Here is a 21,765-nt window from a genome sequence, read left to right on the forward strand (position 1 = left end):
GGCCCTTCGGCAAGAGAAGACAGATCAACGCCTGATAGGGTATACGCCTCATTCTCTACGGTCGTTGTAACAGTAATGGAATTATTGAGGCTGTCGGTAATGGTGATAGTAACAAGCCACTCATCGCTTATCTTGAGTGCGTCACCTTGAATCGTGACACTAGGAACTTCAAACTGGTTTTCGTATCCATCACCGCCATCAAGAATATTCACCGTTAATGTAGCATCGGGGTTCAACCGCTCAGGAGCTTGACTCTCAGAAATACGGCTCTCTCTTTCTTGCACTGCTGGCCTAGTAACATAGCCATTAGAAACGAGTTGCTCAGGTAAAACAGCGCGAATATAGGCAACAAAACTTAACCCATCAGAAGACTCACTACAATCTCTAACGCTCTGATTAAAAGTGGATTCAATACCGTTTTGAGATGCAATTAAAAGTTCATTTGAACTCGATTCATCCTCACTTGTTGTATCTTCATCAAATGCGATATCGAGAATGTCAGTATTAAGAACAACCACCTCTACTTCTGGAACTAATTGTTCGTTAGGCAACATTTGGATCCAAGAACCGTCACTTAAAACCGCCCAAAGAACATTACCGACTTGAATGTAGAGTATTGGCTGCATAATTCGCCCCATATGAAACAACGAACTTTAAGTATGGTCGACGAATGTGACTGTTCAAATGAAACTAGAAAAAACATGGCCCTAAATGGCTCTAATGAGATATTGAACCAAAAACATACCTCATGCATGCGAGAAAGAGCCATTGGGGTAAACTACTTCTGGCGTAACCCATCCACTGGAAATTGATTGAAATTCCCCTTGCTACAATCGGGCTTATATCCAAATGGAGCAGGGAAAGGAATCGTATCGCAGCTTGTTGCAACGGAAGATTCAAACTTTACTCTCTTTCCTATCATGATAGGAAATAACCATGTGGCATTATTTCTTAAATCAAACTCCTCTTTAGGGTCATCAATCAAATTGTATATTTCAGGGATCTGTAATGGGCGCCCTTTCTCCGGCATGATATCTTGATCAATAAAGTGCATCTTGTAATTTTCCCACTTATAAGCATAGGTTTCAGAGCCATTGTTAATGATAAAACCATCTCGATTAGACTTTTCACTATCTCCCTTTAAAAAGGCCCACTGATCAATACTATCTATTGTTCTATCGCTTGGTAATTTGTATCCACCGACATGAGAAAGTGAGGCAAATAGATCCACAACATGGATAATTTCATCACTCACTCTGCCCGGTTTGATGTGGTTAGGCCAAGAGGCAATAAATGGTGTTCGGAGAGAGCCTTCAAGAGCCGTAAAGTACGCACCACGCCATGGCCCGCTAGAGCCTTGGTATGGCATATGCCACTCTGGACCGTTGTCAGAAAACCAAATCACTAGTGTATTGTCTTTAATTCCTGCTTTTTCTATTGCACCAATAACTTGCCCAGCTCGAAAATCTATCTCAGCTAACACATCTGAGTAATTTCCTTTGCCTGTTTTACCAATAAAATCAGGATGAGGTAGCGTCGGTAAATGTGGTTGAGTAAAAGTAATTACAGAGAAAAATGGCTTATTCTCTTTCACATTTCGATTTATAAAATTTGTGGCATGTTCAACTAGCTCACTGTCAATCGTTCTACGTGAGTCCAAATTATATTCTTTGACCCCTTTAGGGTCCTGCCCTGCTCTAGCTGAAAGGATTTGAGGTTTAGGTAATATAGCTTTATAACCGGGTTGAGAGCTATATTCTGACTCATCCGTCGTATTTGCAATGCCATACCATTCATCAAAGCCTTGATCCGTTGGAAAGCGCCCTTTTTGGTCTCCCAAATGCCATTTCCCGTAAAGGCTCGTGTTATATCCTTGTTCCTTAAACTTCTCTGCAATGGTTATTTCCCAGTTCACCATACCGTAAGGCACTCCCCAAACAACCTTATCTGTCCCAGATCTAAGCGCTCGCCTCCCTGTCATGAATGAGGAGCGAGTTGGCGTGCATTGCGGTTCCACATTAAAATTAGTAAGGCGTACACCTTCTCTAGCAAGTTGATCTAAGTTTTTAGTTTCAACACCTCTGGTACTCCCATAGGAACTTAGTTCCCCCCACCCAAGGTTATCAACCAACATTACCACGACATTTGGTGTCTCTTCCGCAACCACTTCTAACGGGATACATAGAAACAGGATAGTTGCTATTTTATTTTTCATAGTGTCGCCTTTCATTGAAATTCAATCCTGTAAGTGCGTCTTATCACACTTAAAACACACTAAAGTCTAGTCCATGTTAGTTAACATTTTTGAAAAACAGGGATTACTTGGAAGCAACAAAAAACCTCTACTATATTCAACTGACTACATTGTCTCATTTGGTGTCATCTCACTCGACTTCGCCATGATGAACACAATTAGTAACGTTATATAACGATAATGGACTCATTTATCGCGGAGGATTTTCATGCGAAACTCGATTAAAAAGGTAATGGCATTGGTCGGTACATTAGCTGCGTCCACAGCCTTTGCTGCCGATAAGCCCAACATCCTTGTGTTCTGGGGTGACGATGTAGGTGTATACAACATTAGTGCGTATCACAATGGTATGATGGGAGGGAAGACTCCTAACATTGATAAAATCGCCAATGAAGGTGCCATTTTCACAGACGCTTACGCACAACAGAGTTGTACTGCCGGACGAGCCTCATTTATTCTGGGTCAACATCCGTTTCGTACCGGTCTATTGACTATTGGTATGCCCGGCGCAAAAGAGGGTATTCAATCGAAAGATCCTACTATCGCAGAGTTACTTAAAAATCACGGCTATGTGTCTGGTCAGTTTGGTAAAAACCACCTTGGTGATCAAGATGAGCACCTACCAACTAACCATGGGTTTGATGAGTTCTTTGGTAACCTATACCATTTAAACGCGGAAGAAGAGCCTGAGTCTGAGTTTTATCCAAAAGATCCAGAGTTTCGTAAAAAATTCGGACCTCGAGGCGTGTTGAAGGCGACTGCGGATGGCAAAATCGAGGACACTGGTCCCCTTACTCGTAAGCGTATGGAAAACGTAGACCGAGAGTTCATGGATGCTAGCTTGGCATTTATGGAAAAAGCAGTAAAAGAAGACAAACCATTCTTTATTTGGCATAACTCAACCCGTATGCACGTCTGGACACATTTGAGTGAAGAATATCAAGGGAAGTCAGGTTACGGCTTATACGCCGATGGCATGATGGACCTAGATGATCAAGTAGGTGTCATGCTTGATAAACTTGAAGAGCTAGGCGTAGCAGATAACACCATTGTTGTTTTTAGTACTGATAATGGCGCTGAGAAATTTACCTGGCCAGATGGTGGTACTACACCGTTCAAGGGCGAAAAAGGTACGACTTGGGAAGGCGGATTCCGCGTTCCGATGATGGTACGCTGGCCTGGAAACATTAAACCAGGAACGGTTATCAACGATATCTTTTCACAAGAAGACTGGATGCCAACTATACTCGCAGCTGTGGGCGAACCAGATGTGAAAGAAAAACTATTGAAGGGTCATAAAGCAGCGGGCAAAACCTTTAAAGCACATTTAGATGGCTACAACCAACTTGATCTGCTGACTGGTAAAGCTGACGAAGGCGCACGCAAAGAAATCTTTTACTTCGATGCTGGTGGTAATTTAAACGCCGTTCGTTATAAAGACTGGAAGATCCACTTCAGTATTATGGAAGGTGCCATTAATGAGGCATACCGCAAAACACCTAGTTGGCCTTTGATTGTAAACCTTCGTATGGATCCATTTGAGGTCGGTCCAGATGCAGCACTTTACGTCAGACATTTTTACGCTGATCAAATGTGGATGTTCGTTCCTGCTCAAGCTATCGTGCGTAAGTTCCTAGAGACATTCAAGGAGTTCCCTGCCACGAAAGGTAGCTCGTTAAGTATTGAAAAAGTGGTAGAAACAATGACACAGCAACCTAGAAACTAGACCCTAGGTATCGAAGCTACTGTGGAACTAACTAAGGCCTCAATTGTGAGGCCTTTTATTTCGTTGCAATTGTTTGGTTGCAGCAAGTTATGGTCAAACAAAGATTATCATTTAGTGCTCTCTTTAAACACTTGATTCCAATCTTGTTTCATATCGACAAATAGCCAACCTTGCTCTTCACCTACTTTAAACGATTCATCTAACTTACCAACATGAGAATCTTTATCATACGCCCATTCGCGCTTGTCATCCGTGTGATGGATAATCGCAGAAAATCTTGGACCTGAACCTGCTTTCGTCCACTCTAACATCTGTAAATCACCATCAGAATTACCAAACGCCATGACCGGACGTTTGCCAATGAAGTTTTGAATCGTCACAGGCTTTACTGCTTTGTCATTGACGAAGTCTATTTCCGGCATGCGTAGGATGGTAGGTTTTCCATCAACACTTTGATATTCCGCCTTTAACGTCGTCCCCACGATGTTTTGCGTTGGAATGCCGTATACTTCCGGCGCCCAAACGCGCATAAATTCAATACCGCCTCCAGAAACGATGTAGGTCTGATAGTCGTTCGCTCTTAAATAGTCGAGCAGTTCGAGCATAGGTTGATAGACCATTTCAGTGTATGGTCTACCCGTTGTTGGATGGACAGCCGTTTTCAACCATTCCTTAACTTCTTGATGAAACTGTTCAGTAGACATTCCAGAATGGGTTGCCATAACAAGCTTCATTACACCTTCGAGTCCTTGTTTACCAATCCCCTCCATGTCACCTTTTAATGCGGAAGCAAAGGGTTCGGTTGTCTTCCAATCAGGATGCTCAGAGGCCATTTCTTTTACTCTATCGATCGCAAAAAACAACTGTAGATAAACAGGCTTTTCTGCCCAAAGTGTTCCATCATTATCAAACGTCGCGATTCGTTGGCTTTCAGGCACATAGGAATCCGAACCTTGGGTCGTTGTTTTCGTAACAAACGCCATAATAGCTTGCTTAGCGTCAGTGTTGTTCCATGACGGAAGTGGATCTTGCATATCAGCAGCAACAGCGTAACTAGACAGAGCTAAACCTGTTGCTAAGACAATCGCCTTTAACTTTATAGCCATCTTAATTCCTTATATTGAGGTGCTAGGTGCGAATCCAATCAAAAGTATAGTTCAATTGAAACAGGCGCATATTGAACTGACATATCCAACGGCCACCAAAGAGTGACGCCGTCACTAAATTGGTTCACTATTTTATTGAAATAGGAACATGGAATTTACCGATTAGAGTTTAAATTCATTGGCTTCAACTGATGTAGAGGCACTTTTACGTCCCTTTTTCTGATTGAGCTCTTCAATAACATAGTCGGGAGCGACCTTCGTTAGCTCTGTTAAACAGTCATCCGTTTTAGGGTTGCCGTATCTGACATAGATGTCACACACGGCATACAATTGTTCTGGAGCACCGGATATCAAATACGCTTGCTCAAAAGCGTTGACAGACTTCTTCAAGTCTAACTCTTCTTGCAGAACACCATTTAAATACCAAAAGTAACTGTTCGTCGTTGCCATCGTCGCAGCTTTGTCTATTTCAAACGCCGCTTCTTTCTTTTTGTCTAATCTAACCAAAGCGAGAGATTTAGAATAATGCAGCGAGGCATCTTCTGAATTTAGCTTGATACCCTCGTCAAGCACGTTGATAGCTTTTTGGTCTAGCTGTTGCGCTCGGAAGTTGTCTGCATAGCTTAACCAAACTTGAGGGTTGTTTGGCTCAAGCTTAGTTAACTCTGGGTATATCAGCGCCGCTTTATCCCAATCACGATGCCAACGGTAAACGTCTGCAAGTAATAACTTGGAAACATTATCGTTCTTACTGGACAAGTGTGCTGTCAGCTCTGAAACAGGCCCCTCAAGTGACTGCTGTTGCTCCGAACTCAAATTGGCGTAATCTCGAACGAGGTTAATCGCTGCTGTAATTCGCACCATGGCGGCGTCATCACTCAATAACGGTGAAATCAAACGCCAACGGTGCTCAATCATATATGGCTGTGCTCCCACGATCGCAGCTTCGCGAATACCTGCATCTTCATCCTGCAACCCACGCGCAACTGCAACCAATGCATTTTGGCTTGGATAGTTGGCTAACTCACGTAAAGCATCAATACGTTTTTCTGAAGACAACTTTTTATTTTGCGCATCATAAGACAGCTTTTCGACTCGTTGCGCCGGTGTCATTTGAGCTTCTTGTGGAGTGACAACCGTTGTCGGCGATACTTGATCTGGGTCTAGCAATGTTGTTTCTTGTGCCACTGCTGTTTGACTCGCAGCAATGCCGATCGAGATCACGAGTAATGATTTAGAGAGCAGCTTAATTTTTTGCATTCAATAACCTATATTCTTTCATTTCCGGGCCTGTAGCAGGCGTAGTGACTATCTTAAAACTTCGTTTCAAACACAGTCTGTGTTTGAGTAGCTTGCTGGTGTAGAATCTGGTCACTGTATTTACCGTGAACCACTGGGTTACCTGTCGCTCGTAAGATGTACGCCATCGACTGATCAACATGGGTAAAAAACTTCTTCCAACCCGCGCAGAGATAATTAAGACCAGGCTCACCTTGCCTAGTACGGATAAAACGGTTTTTGGGACATTCTCCAAAACATGCAAATTGATAATCACATTGAAGGCACTGTTGGGGCAGCGTACGACTTTTAGCAAACCCAAATTTCTGCTGCTCAGAGCTATAAGCGAGCGTATCGAGCTTTTCGTGATGAATGTTTCCAACCTTATATTCTGGGTACACGTAATGATCACACGCAAACACATCACCATTAGGCTCCATTGCTAAGCCCTTCCCGCAGATTTCACCTAACGTACACAGTGGGTTTTTTCTGCCCATCCAGGTTTCGATACTGGCTTCAAAGTACTGCACAAACACGTTGCCGATATCGTGTAAAACCCATTCATTGAAAATCGCGATCAGAAAATTTCCCCATGCTTCATCCGCAACGCAAAAAGGCTCAACAACGGCATCTTTATGACCTGGGATCAACCGTTTATCTCCTTGCTTTAGTTGCTCGTTTGGCTCCCAAGTTTGAGGGGCGGTTGTTCTGAATGTTTTCTGCTCAACTATTGGAATAAACTGCATTTGAGGGGAGCGTACTTCATCTCGCAAGAATCGGTACACTTCAAGTGGGTTACGGCCGGTCAAGTTGTTAACACAAGTGAGCGTAGCAAACTTTACTTCGTGCTTATGTAATAATTCAACCGCATTCATAACTTGCCGGAATGTGCCTCTACCAGCTCGGTTTGTTCGGTAAGCGTTGTGCATCATTTCTGGGCCATCAATGCTTAAACCGACGAGAAAGTTGTTCGCCTTTAAAAACTCACACCATTCATCGTTAAGCAGTGTGCCATTAGTCTGGAGGTCATTGGAGATCGTAATGCCATCGGGACGGTATTTATTCTGTAGCTCAACAATTGTCTTGAAATAATCCAAACCTAGCATTGTCGGCTCACCACCCTGCCAAGAGAAAATAATTTCAGGTGTATTTTGTCCCGCTATATATTGACGGATATAGGTCTCGAGCGTTTCCTCATCCATGACTGGTGAGCAGCCTGGCTTGTACTCAAGTAAATCTTGTTTGCTTAGGTAGTAACAATAGGTGCAATCGATATTGCACACTGCACCGATAGGTTTCGCCATGACATGTAATCGCTTGGATGCTTTTCCATTGAACTGCGGACCTTGAGTTATGTGCATTCATCACCTTCTTAGTTGCTAGCCTGTGCCCAACGGCGCTAAGACTAATCATTAAGTTAATCGCCTAGTGTGATGATAATGTTCAATTATTCGTGGCGCTTGTTATAGTGTGTATAACTGTTTTTCATAGACTTGCCTGATAAAATTCTTTGATCATAAATGTTGATGGAGCTCCCCTATGAAGCATTCCAAAAGTAATACTCTTTACCTTGGTGCCGCTATTTCGATTTCGCTAATTATGACTGGATGTGCAACAACACAACCTAGCCCTCTTGCCCAAAAAATCGATCAAGATATGGTTCTTATTGAAGGTGGACAATTTACGATGGGCTCGGATAATCCGTCAGCAAATAAATCCGAGCGCCCGGCTCGCACCGTTCGCGTGGAAGATTTCTATTTGGCAAAATTTGAGGTAACCCAAGAGTTATTCGAATCGGTTACAGGCTCTTCTCTGAGTTATTTTAGAAACCCAAATACGCCCGTAAATAACATTAGCTGGCAACAAGCCAATTATTTTATAAAGAAATTGAATGAAAAAACGGGAGAGCACTATCGTTTACCCACAGAAGCAGAATGGGAGTTTGCAGCGAAAGGGGGGAATCTAAGTCAAGGATTCACTTACGCGGGAGCTGATGATATTAACGACGTTGCCTGGTATGCCAGTAACTCAAACAATAAGGCACACAAGGTAGGTCAGAAAAAACCGAATGAGCTTGGCTTATACGATATGACGGGTAATGTTGGTGAGTTTGTTATTGATGCGTTTGATGAAGGTTATTACAAATCAGCACCAAGTGATAATCCGGTAAACGCAAAAGATGAAAAAGAAAGCCTTGCACACAAGTCTGTACGAGGTGGTAGCTTTGCCTATGATGCTGACGAATCCGAAAACTATCGTCGCGATTTTGCTAGCCAGTCAGTCATCATGTCCGACATGGGGCTGAGATTAGCGAAAGACGCTGATTAAACTAAGTAAGAAAAAAGTGGAGCGATAAAAGCTCCACTTTTGGTAATTAGCTCCTATTGACCCCGACAATAGAGGCTTTAAGCTGATCAATAGCTTGTTTAGGTGCATAGTGACTAAGCTCTTGTATGCACCTATCGAAAGCAAAAGCGACAGCACCTTTTTTATGATTTCTCGCTAGAACCTCGCATTGAGCATACAAGTGCTGTGGATTGCCACCGACTTCAAATGCTGTTTGCAACGCTTTACTGGCTTCTAGAACATCGCTTTTTTCTAGAGCTAGACCGTACACGTACCAATAATGAGCATTAGTTTCACCAATTTCTGCGGCGCGTCTAAGTAGCTTTTTCGCATCATCAGCTTTGCCTTGACGCAACAAAGAAAGACCTGCGCTGTATGGTAACGTGCTGGATTTAGGTTGAGCTTTCATCCCTTGTTGTAGCACCGTGAGCGCAGCTTCTTCTTTACCTAGGTGACGATACAAATCTGCTAGGTTAACGTAGCTATTTTCGAAATAGGGTTCGATGCTGATCGCTTGTTTATACAGCTCGGCCGCTTTGTCGATTTCACCTAAGCTGCGGTACACATTCGCCAAATTGGTTCTTCCGAAACCACGATCGGCATTAAACTCTTGAATTTCCATGTACTCTTCTAAAGGCGATTTAATGATATCTTTTTGTAAAGGGGTCATTTGTGCGTAGTTCGCTACCAGCACCGAGGCAGCTTCCGTTCTCACTGAAAGCACCGGGTCATCAAGCAATGGCTCTAGAATCCGCCACCGATCATGAAATTCATAACCAGACGAGCCTGAAATTGCCCCTAATCGAACCATTTCATTCTCATTCTTAACGGCCCTAGCCAAAGATACTGTTGTATTTTGGTCTGTATTGCCTCCCATCCTCTCCAGGGCTGAGGCGCGAATAATGTCTTTTAAAGACGAATCCTGAGCAGAGTATGCTAACGCATTTGCTGCTCCTTGATGACCAATTGAATCCGCATAAAATGCGACAGCAAAATGTTGCTGATTACGATACTTCGAATTCGGGTACCATTCTGCTATCTGTTCATCGGCCCATTGATTGCTTTTATCTTCATGGCATGACATGCAAACATTGGGCGTTCCAATATGTTTGCTCAAATCTGGTCGTGGAATATGCCAACTGTGGTCTCTACGAGGATCGACTTGCATGTAAGTCGTTTCTGGCATGTGACAAGTCGTACATTGCGATGCTTCAGATCCAGCCTTATGAAAGGTATGCTTTTCAGGTGTATATTCAGATGCAATATGGCATTGCGAACATACTGCCTCTTCTGGGATCGTTAATTCTGCCGTGTGTGGATCATGGCAATTAGTGCACGTGACCCCCTTCTCCGCCATTTCAGATTGAAGAAACGAACCATAAACATAATCTTCGTCGTAAATCTGTCCATCATGATAGTAGAGTTCAGGTGTTATAAGACTTAAGCGATATTTATCAAAAAAGGAACCTTTAACATGATCACCTGTTTCATTTAACTGGGTTCGGCGACTATGGCATTGAGCGCATGTTTGCACTTGATTGGTTGCTTCAATTGATTTCGGCTGTAACGTACTATGGCCTTCCTCAAACACCCAATCCGACACTGCTTTAGACAAATTTCGATCAAAGCCATAATGGCTGTCATGCTCAAAAGAAGTGCCAGCATTTTTGTATTTCTTGGCCAGTTCTATGTGCTGACTAGCAGGACCATGGCATGCTTCGCATCCCACATTAATCTCTGACCATGAGCTGTTGTAAGTGTTTTTGTCAGCGTCGTAATTCTTCTTTAGGTGCGTTGAATGGCAATCAGCACACATGAAGTTCCAATTTTGCCCGGTATTGGTCCAATAGAATTCATCCGTTGTTGTCGTTTCTGGATAAAGATGAAACCAACGCTGTCCCCCTTCAACTTTAGCTCTTGTGTCCCAAGCAAAAGGAATAAGCTGCACGCGGCCATCTTCAAACTCGACCATGTACTGCTGTAATGGTTCCCAGCCAAATGTATAGCTGATCTTATAGTCATGCCATTGCCCGTCAGAGCCTTGAATGTTGACCCAATATTCGCCGCCTTTTTTAAAAAAACGATTAGGCATTCCTTTGTGTGTTACAACATGGTTATCAAAATTACCACGCACAGAGGTTGTACTTGCATGCTTCATGGCCATATCGTGATGTGACCCTTTCCAGGCCTCCACCTCGTTTTGGTGGCAATCTATACAAGCTTGTGTGCCAGCATATTCTGGATTTAAGCCTAAAGGAATATTTGGTTTCTCTGTTAATAACTCTTGAGAAAAAGCCATAAAACTGACAACAACGTTGACCAGCAATAAAATACGAAACCGGCCTGCCCACTGACTCATAGATATCCTTATATTTATAATGCACAACCTAAATCAATATAGACACTAAATCACTGGTTATACAAATAATTACAAGCAATACATAACGACTTTAGTATTGCTTTAGGACCGTAAAACAAGCGAGCATCCTATTGTTTTTCATTTCCATCCCCTCTTCTACTACGCAATAAAAATAAGGCTCTTCAGTGATCTAAATCTACTTTACGAATCTCTACAAACTAACAGGACAATCCTATTTCTTCTTAATTAACAAATGGTTACTACCTAGCAATAACTTATAGTTATATCGAGTATAAGAGGATTTTTCTATATACATCATTAACTTATGCAGCAACTAAGCATAAGGCTCACTTGTGCTTATCTTTACTCTCAACAATCTGGAGTTTTTATGGCAAATCAATTGAGCAAAATCGCTGTAGGCGCAGGACTGTTAGCGGCGTCTAGTGCTGCTATAGCAGCAGACAAACCGAATATACTGGCAATTTTTGGTGACGATATCGGCTACTGGAATATCAGCGCATACAACCAAGGTATGATGAGTTACAAAACGCCAAACATCGACCGTATCGCGAATGAAGGTGCGTTGTTCACAGATCACTATGGACAACAGTCTTGTACTGCTGGTCGCGCTGCCTTTATTACGGGTGAAGAGCCATTTCGTACGGGTTTGTTAACAATTGGTATGCCAGGCTCTGACCACGGCATACCTGATTGGGCACCAACCATTGCAGATCTGTTAAAAGAACAAGGTTACATGACGGGTCAATTTGGTAAAAACCACTTAGGTGACCAAGATAAGCACTTACCGACAAAACACGGCTTTGACGAATTCTTCGGTAACTTATATCACCTAAACGCAGAAGAAGAACCTGAAACTTATTACTACCCTAAAGACCCAGAGTTTCGTAAAAACTATGGCCCTCGTGGTGTCATTAAGTCTTATGCCGACGGTAAGATTGAAGACACTGGCCCGATGACACGAAAACGTATGGAGCACGCAGATGAAGAGTTCCTAGAGAGCTCTTTGGCATTTATGGAAAAAGCAGTTAAGGCGGATAAACCCTTCTTTATTTGGCATAACGCCACTCGTATGCACGTTTGGACTCGCTTGCAGGAAAAATACCAAGGTAAATCAGGTGTAAGCATTTATGCCGATGGTATGCTGGAACATGATGATCATGTAGGTGTTTTACTCGACAAGCTGGATGAGCTAGGTGTTGCAGACAACACTATCGTTATCTACTCAACGGACAACGGCGCAGAAACCATGACTTGGCCAGATGGTGGCGCAACACCATTCCATGGTGAAAAAGGTACAACTTGGGAAGGCGGTATGCGTGTTCCTCAACTGGTTCGTTGGCCAGGCGTCATTAAGCCAGGAACCAAGATCAATGAAATGATGGCACACCAAGACTGGTTGCCTACATTATTGGCAGCTGCTGGCGTACCTGATGTAAAAGAAAAACTGGCAGAAGGCTACAAAGCAAATGGCAAAGAATGGCGTGTGCATTTAGATGGTTATAACTTCATGCCATACTTTGAAGGTAAGGAAGAAAAAGGCCCTCGTGAGTCGCTGCTTTACTTTACGTCTAATGGTGAATTAAACGCTGTCCGCTGGAATGACTGGAAACTTCACTTTGCAACGCTTGAAGGGAACCTAAGTAACGCAGTTCGTTTTGCTCCGAACTGGCCTAAAATCATCCACCTACGCGCTGACCCATTCGAAAAAGGCCCAAGCGAATCACAAATGTACTTGCGTTGGATGGCTGACAACATGTGGCTATTTGTACCTGTACAAGACGTTGTGGGAGAGTTCTTTAAAACACTTCCAGAATACCCAATGCAGCGTGGCACAGCGATGAACCCTGCTTCACTAAACTACGACTCTCTAAAAATGCAAGAGAAGCTGCAACAACTAGACAAAGTTGAACAAGAAATCAGCAAGTTTAAGTAAACTAAGTTAACGTTAGTTAATCAGTAACATAAGCCAGCAGACCATTCTGCTGGCTTATGTGTATCGCCACATAGGAACTTACTTAAATCGCCTGTTTAGCCTATACAAAGTGGGCATTGTGAGTACAAACTGAAAAACAAAAAAAGGAGAGCTAACCTGCTCTCCTTTGTATTTTAACCGTGGATAAACTAAGCCACATTAACCGATTTAGCTACACTGCTACTTTGGAAAAACTCATCATGCAATGCGCAAATCGCGTGCTGGTATTCCTTATCACCGACAACAAATTGAACATTTACATTTCTCAATGATGAGTGCAGTGCAACTGGCGTAACGCCATTATTCATCAATGCAAGCACACCTTTCGCCAACGTCTTGTTGGTATCAATTTGAGAACCGATGGCTGAGATAAGCGCGACCATACGACCTTTAATCGAGGCATTCGGATAACGTTTCTCGGCTTTATACAATACTTTGTTTAAGCTATCAGTACTGCCACCTAGATAGTAAGTAATAGAGTTAGCGTTCATCTCTTTACCAACCAAACTTACACGAGCATCGGAGATGATTTCCATCAATTCGTAACTAACGTTATCGGCTTTTCCTACCATTGCTTGGTCAAACAAATGCAGTGCAAATACTTTTTCTTTACCTGCGATGATCTCGACTTTGTCTTCTTCTGGGCGGTAGCTTGAAGAGATCAAAGTACCTTCGTGTTCAGGTTCGAATGTATTTTTAATCTGTAGCTCAATACCACTTTCACGTAAACCCGCAGCGGCATTTGGGTGAATCGCTTCCATGCCAAGGTTAGCAAGTTGGTCTGCTACGTCATAGTTTGTACTACCAATTGGTAATACTTTTTCAGGGCCAACAACGCGTGGGTCTGCTGAGCTCAAGTGGTACTCTTTGTGAATTACTGCTAAATCCGCTTTTGTTATTGCTGCAATTCGGCTAAATGTCATCTCACTATAACCTCGGTCATAAGTGTGCATTAGGCCCTCTTTACAGTAAGCATAACCTGTCACGATTGGCAGTTCTTTTGATACATCGATATCAGCAAACGCGTCACTGATCGACTCATCAAGGCTTCTTGGCGCTTGATTATCCCAACCAGACAGGTCAACGAACTTAGCGTTAATACCCATATTTTTTAGTTTTAGTGCTGTGTTGTAAGCACTATGTGCCTCACCGATAGACGAGAGAAACTCTCGAATTTGAGGCAAGTACTGGCGCAACGAAAATTGACCGTACTGACAGGTTTCTAAAATATTCGCGATACAGTTTTTCGCTTCAGCAATGCGGGAGCGAATGAATTTATCCGCACGGATACGATTCATTGGGTCCGCAAAAATATTTTCATTGGTCAGCAACATACGGCTTTCAACGTACGCTAACGCTTCTTCCCATTTGTCGTCGCGTTTCGCGATAAGCTGATAAACGCCTGGTTTACTGGTTTTTTTACACTCGAGCAGCGCATCGGTCATACCACCGTATGCAGATACGACAAAAATACGATTGTATGGTGTTTTGGGACGAAGAATAATATTGTCGAGAACAGCATCAAATGCTGTCATTGATGTACCGCCGATTTTTTCTACGGTAAATGTCATGATAAGCCTTTTTTGATTGGTAACTTTAAAAAGAAAAAAGAAGAGATAGTAAAGTGTGGGGTGGCAAAGCACCCCACCATCATCTTTTAGTCAACGAGAGGATAAACACCGTTTTCATCGTGCACTTCAGCGCCAGTAATCGGTGGGTTAAACACACACGCCATTACCATTTCTTTATTCTTATAAGCTCTCAAGTAGTGCTCATCGTGTTTATCAAGGATATATAATGTACCTGGTTTGATTGGGTACGTTTCTCCACCTACAACTTCAATCTCACCTTCACCACTCATACAAAACACCGATTCAAGGTGGTTTTGATAGTGAATATGAGTTTCTGTATCTTCATAAATCGTTGTGATGTGGAAAGAGAAACCCATGTTGTCGTCTTTCAACAACATGCGGACACTTTCCCAGTTATCTGAAACAACACGTCGTTCGCTGTTGCGGCATTCATCTAGAGTTCTGACGATCATAATTAAAATCCTTATTAAGATGCTTGTTTGAAATGTTTCGCAGCGATAGTCTCTACTGCATTTTCAAAGATGCTTAGTCCTTGATCTAGCTCTGATTCGCTGATGGTTAGTGGACAGAAGAACTTCACAACTTCATCGTCTGGACCCGCTGTCTCTATCACCATTCCATTCTCGAAACAGTTTTTCGCGATTTCAGATGCCATGTCACCATTGATACATTCAATACCAACCATCATGCCGCGGCCTTTTTTCTGCACAAACATTTGTGGAAAGCGACGAACACAACGGTCAATCACTGCACTCACCTTGTCTGAACACTGCTTGATGTGTGTTTCAAAATCATCGTTTGCCCAGTAAATTTCTAGTGCTTTTGCAGCAGTAATAAAGGCGTGATTATTGCCACGGAACGTACCGTTATGCTCGCCTGGCTTCCACTGGTCAAGCTCAGGCTTAAGTAATACGACAGCCATCGGCAAACCGTAACCACCGATCGACTTCGATAGCGTCACGATATCCGGTTGGATACCAGACGGCTCGAAACTAAAGAAAGTACCGGTACGTCCACAACCTGCTTGAATGTCATCGACAATCACAAGAATGTCATTGGCTTTACAGATTTTGCTCAAACGTTGTAACCACTCGTTTGAAGCAGCATTTAAACCACCTTCACCCTGCACAGTTTCAAGAAGTACAGCGGCTGGTTTATCCATACCTGCAGAGTTATCATTTAGCATGGTTTCGAACAGCGCAAGACCATCTACGCCAGCGTAACCTTCAAATGGAATACGAGTGACGTTACTTAGACTAGAACCGTTACCTTGTCTGTGATGCTGGTTACCCGTTGCAGCCAGTGCGCCAGCAGTACAACCATGGAAACCGTTAGTAAACGCAACGACGCTGTCGCGGCCTTTTACTTTTTTAGCCAGCTTCAATGCCGCCTCAACAGCGTTAGTACCTGTTGGGCCCGTAAACTGAACCTTGTAATCCAAGTTTCTTGGTTTAAGGATGTAAGTATCCAACGCTTCCAGAAACGATGCTTTCGCTTCTGAGTGCATATCCAAACCGTGAGTAATACCGTCCATTTCAATGTACTCAAGCAACGCTTGTTTTAGTACTGGATTGTTATGGCCGTAATTTAGAGATCCCGCTCCAGCAAGGAAGTCTAAGTATCGTTCACCTTGTTCTGTTTCTAGCCAGCAGCCTTTCGCTTTACGAAAAACGACCGGGAAATTGTTTGAATATGAGCGTACGTTGGATTCCTGCTTTTTGAAAATATCCATGATGAGACCGTTTTTATTTCCTATTGTTTGAGGATTATTTGAGAGGAATGCGATACAAATATTCTGTATCGTGTTTGCCTTTAAAGTGGGCTTCTTCATCCAAAAATGTGCTTACTTGGCCAGAATTGCCGTTCATCGCATCTAACTTTTTGAACAGTGCCCAAGAGGCTTTATTATCTTCCGTGATGGTAGTTTCTACCGATTTAACACCGCCTAATTCCTCTCGGGTGAGAAGTTCTTTCAACATGCGGAATGCTAAACCATGACCTCTAAAGCGAGGTGAGACTGCAACTTGCCAGACAAATAAAACGTCTTGCTCGTCTGGTTTCTGATAACCGGAAATGAAACCTGCGATTTCGCCTTTTTGCTCAACCAAAATACTGGTTTTGCTGAAATGCGTAGACTGTAGGAAATTGCAATAAGATGAGTTCATGTCCAATGGAGGACAGTCTGCAATCAAGCTGTAAATGTCGTCACCATCAGAGATTTTAGGCTCACGAAAAATCCATTTTTTACTTGAGTCTTCTCCAATCTCTGGATAAAGGACCCAAGGTGCTGATGTGATCATGTGAAAATACATATCCTTTGAGGTCTAATTAAATTTCCTTTTTATTATGGGCATCCCTCGCGACTAAAAATCAAATAATCCGCCTTTTTATCGGTATTTTTGTGATTCAAATCACAAAAATAAACCTATTAACCAAAAGTTAAAATAGTTCGAGGTCTAATTTATTAAATAGTCACCTAAATGCACAGTACAAAAAACAACCAGAATAAGACCGTTTTCCATGCTGTTCATTTCTCAGAGAAAAATAGAAATCCAAAAAAAAGCGGCATGCTTTCGCATACCGCTTTTATCAATAATTTAACTGCTGATACTAGTTATTTTGATTTCTTAGAAACCGCCTTTGGACGAGGTTCATCCATCAAACCTTTTATCAAAGATACCGTTGCAACAAGTAAAACAATAGTAAACGGTAAACCAGTCGTCACCGCCATTGCTTGAGCAGCAGCTAGACCACCACCCAACATCAATGCAATCGCAACCAAACCTTCAAACGTACACCAGAACACGCGTTGTGGCGTTGGTGCATCGACCTTACCGCCCGCAGCAATAGTATCAATAACCAGTGATCCTGAGTCAGAAGAGGTAATGAAGAACACCACGACTAAGATAATGCCGACAAAAGATGTTATCTCAGCCAATGGCATAACATCTAACATGGCAAAAAGTTTTAAAGGTAGTTCTGCGTTAAACACCGCCTCGTAGCCATCATTAACGTATTGGCTAATTGCGTTACCGCCAAAAGCCGTCATCCATAACACACAAACTGAAGATGGGATAAGAATAACGCAAATAATAAACTCACGAACTGAACGACCGCGAGACACACGTGCGATGAACATACCCACAAATGGTGACCAAGAAATCCACCACGCCCAGTAAAACGCCGTCCAGCCTTGAGAGTAATTCACATCCTCTCGTCCAAATGGCATAGATAAGGCAGGGATATTAGCCACATAGGAAACGATGTTCTCGAAGAAACCAGTTAAAATCGCAATCGTCGGGCCAACAACAATAACAAATAGCAATAGCAGTGCTGCAAGACCCATATTGATTTCAGATAAGATTTTCACGCCCTTATCGAGTCCAGCCACAACAGAGATTAAAGCGAGCGCAGTAATACCAATAATCAATATGACCTGCGTGGTATTGGTCATTGGGACATCAAACAGGAAGTTCAAACCCGTTGCGGCTTGAGATGCACCGTAGCCTAGCGATGTTGCTAAACCAAAAACCGTCGCTACCACTGCAAGAATATCGATAATATGACCAGTCCAACCCCATACACGCTCACCAAACAAAGGGTAAAAAATTGAGCGCATAGTGAGTGGCAAACCTTTGTTAAATGAAAAGATAGCCAGTCCAAGAGCCAAGAGCGCGTATATTGACCACGGATGAAGTGCCCAGTGGTAAATCGTCGCAGCCATCCCTAATGCCGAAGCTGCAGTTGCATCGCCCTCTGCACCACCTAGCGGTGCCCAGTCAGTACGTACACCATTCTCAACGCTCACGCCACCAATCGCAGAACTAAAATGGGACATCGGTTCTGATACCCCGAAGAATACGAGACCAATGCCCATACCTGCAGCAAATAGCATTGCCAACCATCCGGCATAGGAGTAATCCGGTGTTGCTTCAGTACCACCGATTCGCACACGGCCCAATGGTGTGAAGATCAATCCGACACAGACAATGACAAAAATATTACCTGAAGCGAGAAAAAACCAGTCTAAATTGTGTAACAAACCCGCTCGTAGGTCTGCAAAAAACGGCTCTACCTGTTCTCGGAATAATAGTGTTATCACAACAAACATGACGATTGCTAAGCCAGAAATTGCAAAAACACGGTTGTGAATATCAAGGCCAAATGGGCCTACCTTTAGCGCAACGTTATCCTGACCAATTTGATAGTCAGTATCTATTGCGTTTACTTTTCCATCGGGGCGTTGAATGCCACCGTTATTATCGGTGCTCACGGATAATCTCCTTAAAAATACGTGACCAAGTTTAAATTACTTTCGTCGGAGTTCGAGTAATGAAACGTCTTCATCACTACCAAGCACATGTTCATAAAACATTGTTCTTATAAGCGGTTACTCAATCCGCCATCATAATCTTAAAGCCCCCTATCTCTCATTGCATTTTATTGTTTTCACCATAAATAACGCCTATTGCCAAACCGAAGATATTGGCATGTTTCGATTAAAGTGATACTGCAGTTGTGCTTGAAACAGCTCCGCAGTTGCTAACGCATCCGTCAGGGCATGGTGAGGTTGATAAGCAGGGAGGCCATATCTTTCACGAGCGTACCCTAATCGTACAGAACCGGGTTTCTTGCCTTTCAACTTATTGATAAAACCTCTGCATTCACGGCGTTGTATCGCATACTCAATATCTAACGTATCAACAACAGGAAACTGTATCCCCTCTCCGATGCTATTTAGCAAGGCGTTATTAAAGAACTGCCTTTCAATGTTCTTGTAGTGAACAAGTACCACTTTGCCTGACAACGCATCCAATATTTCACCCAAGATCTGAGACAGCTGCGGCGCGTTTTTAACCTCAGAGTCAGTGATACCGTGAATAATGACAGACTCGTGGTTTAACTCTCTGTTTGGGTTAACGACCCAATGAGCAGAACCATTACATTGAACACGATCAATAGTGAACGGCACAAGTCCGATCGTGAGAATGACATCCTCTTCCGAGTTCAATCCTGTTGTCTCAAAGTCTACCGAGACAAATGGCACTTGTTCAATTGGTGTTTCCCCATTAACCATCGGTGTCGAATAGTAGCGTTTGAGCCTCTCGTCTTTCGCTTCTTTAGCTAGTTGTTTGAACAACATTGACCACTCTGGCGTCTGGGATGTATCCAACAACGGCTGTTCTTTTTCTACTTTTTTTGAGAACCACATTATTTGCTACTTCTCTGGTATCGAAACTTAATGAAGTTCTGAGCGTTACTTAGAATTTGAAATGCTGCTTTTAAGTTTCGACGTTCAAATTCAGACATGTTCTCCGGCTCAATATTGTTGTCTGGCTCTTCTCCATTTTCTATATCAAGGGCTTGGTGACGAATTCGAACCATGTAGATTAGCTCCATCGCATCCCTTAAATCCAAACCTCGACCTTTCGGTAAAATGCCAGCATCATTAATGTCATCTAAACGGTCGAAAGAGTTTTGCGATCGCGAACCGATTGCCAGAGAATGCACCCGTATTAAATCGGCCAACGGAGCCGTCCCCCTTCGCTTCAAGTTAATCGAGTTGCGATGACGACCATCTTTCTCCATCACAAAGTCTTTGAAAAAGCCCAGTGGAGGCGTCCTACGTATTGCGTTATACGCCATACAAGCAAGAAAGCGGTTATTTCTTTTCGCTCGTCTCACAATAAAGCTGCTTAATTGCTCCGCCCATTTCACTCGCCCATGCACACCGAGGAGATCAAAAAAGATATTACTATTTAACAATCTCTCAGGGGTTGGATTGTCTATCCAGTTTCCAAAGCATTCTTCCCATTCTGCACGAGTTTTTCGCCATTCTGGGTTGGTAGCCATAATGTCTCCAGTACAATAAGCATAGCCGCATGCCGCTAAACCATCACAAACAAATTTAGCAAACTTTTCAAAGTACTCTCCGTGAATCTCAACGTCATAACTGTTATCGAGAATAAGCGCGTTATCTTGATCCGTTACAATTAGCTGCTCATCCCTCGCCATTGAACCCATTGCGACTAAACAATAAGGAATGGGCGCTGGGCCGAACTCTTGCTCAGCTAATTCAGCGAGGCGTTGTTTGAAACTACTGCCTATAACCGACATGGCTCGACCAATCATGTGCGCGTTGGCATCTTCATTGACCATTCTTACGAAACAGTCTTTTACTTGTTCAGAAACCTGCTTGAGATCCTCGACACTGGTTTGCTGAAAAATAGAGCTCACTAGCAATAGGCTGTTCTGAGATTCGTAACGAACGATGTCCGTCATGCCAATAATTCCTATCGGCTTTTTATCTTTTAAAATTGGTAAATGATGCACGTTGTAACGCAACATAGTTAACATGGCCTCAAACACATAGGCGTTATAATCCAATGAAACAACGTCATAACTCATGACCTCACTCACTGGAATATTGGTATCAATACCTTGAGCTAGTACGCGAATGCAAAGATCGCGATCAGTCAATATTCCAAGCAGCTGTTCGTCATCTTCTTCTGTGAGCTCCTCTGTCGGGCGAATAATGAGCAGAGAGGTGACATTCTCCTCTGCCATGAGTATTGCAGCTTCCTGAATTGAAGCCGTTGCCTCCAGAGTTACTGGATCTCTTGCTAAGATTTTACGTGCCTTAGCGGTGGTAAAGTCATTGCTTTCAGATCGGCTAGATATTGCGCTTCGCAAACGCGCGCTATCTTCCAGTTCCATGTAGTCCGCAAAGTTTTCAAACTCATCACAAAGTTCATTGAAGATGTTTTCCGGAATACAGTAAACGAGAGTGTCTTCTATCGCTTTGGCTGGCATCCGTACGCGGTTGTTCATCAACAACCCCATCTGACCAAACAGTCCACCAGCATCAATCCTGTTGTAAAGTTCACCTTTACGCCGATAAATCTCTACCGCCCCACTTCTCACCATATACAAGTCGCGGATCGTATCTCCGAAGTTAAGGATTTTTGTTCCTTGCCGAAAGTATGCAACCTCGGCATTGAGAGCGATTTTTCTAAGCTGCTCTTCAGGTAGGTCATCAAAAGGTGGGTACTGGCTAATGAAATTGAGCACTTCTAACTGTTCGGCTTCCATTTTTTATTCCATACGTTGC

The 21,765-nt window shown here is 43.0% G+C and carries 16 protein-coding genes; 3 read left to right on the forward strand and 13 right to left on the reverse strand.

Going from position 1 to position 21,765, the window contains the following annotated elements; translation table 11 throughout:
• The coding region (locus tag KJB35_RS06270) for a hypothetical protein (protein ID WP_285469428.1) at positions 1-626 on the reverse strand (626 nt) is incomplete at its 3' end.
• 152 nt (positions 627-778) lie between these two features.
• The gene (locus KJB35_RS06275; protein WP_233072704.1) at positions 779-2,215 is read right to left on the reverse strand and encodes an arylsulfatase; all 1,437 of its coding nucleotides are present in this window, start codon (positions 2,213-2,215) and stop codon (positions 779-781) included.
• 247 nt (positions 2,216-2,462) lie between these two features.
• On the opposite strand from KJB35_RS06275, the gene KJB35_RS06280 reads away from it, so the two are divergent.
• The gene (locus KJB35_RS06280) at positions 2,463-3,980 is read left to right on the forward strand and encodes an arylsulfatase (RefSeq protein WP_017821948.1); all 1,518 of its coding nucleotides are present in this window, start codon (positions 2,463-2,465) and stop codon (positions 3,978-3,980) included.
• Between the two features lie 107 nt (positions 3,981-4,087).
• Here KJB35_RS06280 and KJB35_RS06285 read toward each other — a convergent pair whose 3' ends face one another.
• The 3 genes from KJB35_RS06285 to KJB35_RS06295 all read right to left on the reverse strand — a co-directional run bounded on the left by KJB35_RS06285 (position 4,088) and on the right by KJB35_RS06295 (position 7,725).
• Positions 4,088-5,086, reverse strand: a complete 999-nt coding sequence (locus KJB35_RS06285; protein ID WP_017821947.1) for an HAD family phosphatase — start codon at positions 5,084-5,086, stop codon at positions 4,088-4,090.
• Between the two features lie 162 nt (positions 5,087-5,248).
• On the reverse strand, positions 5,249-6,346 hold the full coding sequence (locus KJB35_RS06290) for a hypothetical protein (RefSeq protein WP_017821946.1): 1,098 nt from the start codon (positions 6,344-6,346) through the stop codon (positions 5,249-5,251).
• 53 nt (positions 6,347-6,399) lie between these two features.
• Entirely contained in the window at positions 6,400-7,725 is a 1,326-nt protein-coding gene (locus tag KJB35_RS06295) for an anaerobic sulfatase maturase (protein ID WP_017821945.1), read from the reverse strand.
• A gap of 238 nt (positions 7,726-7,963) precedes the next feature.
• Here KJB35_RS06295 and KJB35_RS06300 point away from each other — a divergent pair, with 238 nt between their 5' ends.
• Positions 7,964-8,692: a formylglycine-generating enzyme family protein gene (locus tag KJB35_RS06300; RefSeq protein WP_372434443.1), complete on the forward strand. Its 729-nt coding sequence runs from the start codon at positions 7,964-7,966 to the stop codon at positions 8,690-8,692.
• Between the two features lie 46 nt (positions 8,693-8,738).
• On the opposite strand, the gene KJB35_RS06305 is transcribed toward KJB35_RS06300, so the two are convergent.
• On the reverse strand, positions 8,739-11,069 hold the full coding sequence (locus tag KJB35_RS06305) for a tetratricopeptide repeat protein (protein WP_017821944.1): 2,331 nt from the start codon (positions 11,067-11,069) through the stop codon (positions 8,739-8,741).
• A 388-nt stretch (positions 11,070-11,457) separates the two neighbouring features.
• Between KJB35_RS06305 and KJB35_RS06310 the strand changes: the two genes are divergently transcribed.
• Positions 11,458-13,023, forward strand: a complete 1,566-nt coding sequence (locus KJB35_RS06310; RefSeq protein ID WP_130546076.1) for an arylsulfatase — start codon at positions 11,458-11,460, stop codon at positions 13,021-13,023.
• 188 nt (positions 13,024-13,211) lie between these two features.
• Here the strand turns inward: KJB35_RS06310 and KJB35_RS06315 are convergent, their stop codons facing one another.
• The 7 genes from KJB35_RS06315 to KJB35_RS06345 all read right to left on the reverse strand — a co-directional run bounded on the left by KJB35_RS06315 (position 13,212) and on the right by KJB35_RS06345 (position 21,746).
• Entirely contained in the window at positions 13,212-14,633 is a 1,422-nt protein-coding gene (locus KJB35_RS06315) for an aspartate kinase (protein WP_017820940.1), read from the reverse strand.
• An 86-nt stretch (positions 14,634-14,719) separates the two neighbouring features.
• Positions 14,720-15,106 carry an ectoine synthase gene (locus KJB35_RS06320; protein ID WP_005377769.1) on the reverse strand — a complete coding sequence of 129 codons (387 nt, stop codon included), beginning with the start codon at positions 15,104-15,106 and terminating at the stop codon, positions 14,720-14,722.
• 14 nt (positions 15,107-15,120) lie between these two features.
• Positions 15,121-16,386, reverse strand: a complete 1,266-nt coding sequence (gene ectB, locus KJB35_RS06325; protein WP_017820939.1) for a diaminobutyrate--2-oxoglutarate transaminase — start codon at positions 16,384-16,386, stop codon at positions 15,121-15,123.
• 34 nt (positions 16,387-16,420) lie between these two features.
• Complete coding sequence (gene ectA, locus KJB35_RS06330) at positions 16,421-16,954, reverse strand: diaminobutyrate acetyltransferase (protein ID WP_005393379.1); 534 nt, start codon at positions 16,952-16,954, stop codon at positions 16,421-16,423.
• Between the two features lie 314 nt (positions 16,955-17,268).
• Positions 17,269-18,927: a BCCT family transporter gene (locus tag KJB35_RS06335; protein WP_005377772.1), complete on the reverse strand. Its 1,659-nt coding sequence runs from the start codon at positions 18,925-18,927 to the stop codon at positions 17,269-17,271.
• 192 nt (positions 18,928-19,119) lie between these two features.
• Positions 19,120-19,866, reverse strand: a complete 747-nt coding sequence (locus KJB35_RS06340) for a 3'-5' exonuclease (RefSeq protein WP_005385697.1) — start codon at positions 19,864-19,866, stop codon at positions 19,120-19,122.
• The gene (locus KJB35_RS06345) at positions 19,866-21,746 is read right to left on the reverse strand and encodes a DUF294 nucleotidyltransferase-like domain-containing protein (RefSeq protein ID WP_005377775.1); all 1,881 of its coding nucleotides are present in this window, start codon (positions 21,744-21,746) and stop codon (positions 19,866-19,868) included. Before KJB35_RS06345 ends, KJB35_RS06340 begins: the two co-directional genes overlap by 1 nt.
• Positions 21,747-21,765: the final 19 nt, after the last annotated feature.

The sequence above is a fragment of the Vibrio sp. D431a genome (assembly GCF_030248655.1).
GTDB classification, from domain to species: Bacteria; Pseudomonadota; Gammaproteobacteria; order Enterobacterales; family Vibrionaceae; genus Vibrio; species Vibrio alginolyticus.

Excerpts from the sequence above, each read along its gene's own strand:
- KJB35_RS06275 (WP_233072704.1), bottom strand. The coding sequence starts at position 2,215 with ATGAAAAATAAAATAGCAACTATCCTGTTTCTATGTATCCCGTTAGAA.
- KJB35_RS06280 (WP_017821948.1), top strand. The coding sequence starts at position 2,463 with ATGCGAAACTCGATTAAAAAGGTAATGGCATTGGTCGGTACATTAGCT.
- KJB35_RS06285 (WP_017821947.1), bottom strand. The coding sequence starts at position 5,086 with ATGGCTATAAAGTTAAAGGCGATTGTCTTAGCAACAGGTTTAGCTCTG.
- KJB35_RS06290 (WP_017821946.1), bottom strand. The coding sequence starts at position 6,346 with ATGCAAAAAATTAAGCTGCTCTCTAAATCATTACTCGTGATCTCGATC.
- KJB35_RS06295 (WP_017821945.1), bottom strand. The coding sequence starts at position 7,725 with ATGCACATAACTCAAGGTCCGCAGTTCAATGGAAAAGCATCCAAGCGA.
- KJB35_RS06300 (WP_372434443.1), top strand. The coding sequence starts at position 7,964 with ATGACTGGATGTGCAACAACACAACCTAGCCCTCTTGCCCAAAAAATC.
- KJB35_RS06305 (WP_017821944.1), bottom strand. The coding sequence starts at position 11,069 with ATGAGTCAGTGGGCAGGCCGGTTTCGTATTTTATTGCTGGTCAACGTT.
- KJB35_RS06310 (WP_130546076.1), top strand. The coding sequence starts at position 11,458 with ATGGCAAATCAATTGAGCAAAATCGCTGTAGGCGCAGGACTGTTAGCG.
- KJB35_RS06315 (WP_017820940.1), bottom strand. The coding sequence starts at position 14,633 with ATGACATTTACCGTAGAAAAAATCGGCGGTACATCAATGACAGCATTT.
- KJB35_RS06320 (WP_005377769.1), bottom strand. The coding sequence starts at position 15,106 with ATGATCGTCAGAACTCTAGATGAATGCCGCAACAGCGAACGACGTGTT.
- ectB (WP_017820939.1), bottom strand. The coding sequence starts at position 16,386 with ATGGATATTTTCAAAAAGCAGGAATCCAACGTACGCTCATATTCAAAC.
- ectA (WP_005393379.1), bottom strand. The coding sequence starts at position 16,954 with ATGATCACATCAGCACCTTGGGTCCTTTATCCAGAGATTGGAGAAGAC.
- KJB35_RS06340 (WP_005385697.1), bottom strand. The coding sequence starts at position 19,866 with ATGTGGTTCTCAAAAAAAGTAGAAAAAGAACAGCCGTTGTTGGATACA.
- KJB35_RS06345 (WP_005377775.1), bottom strand. The coding sequence starts at position 21,746 with ATGGAAGCCGAACAGTTAGAAGTGCTCAATTTCATTAGCCAGTACCCA.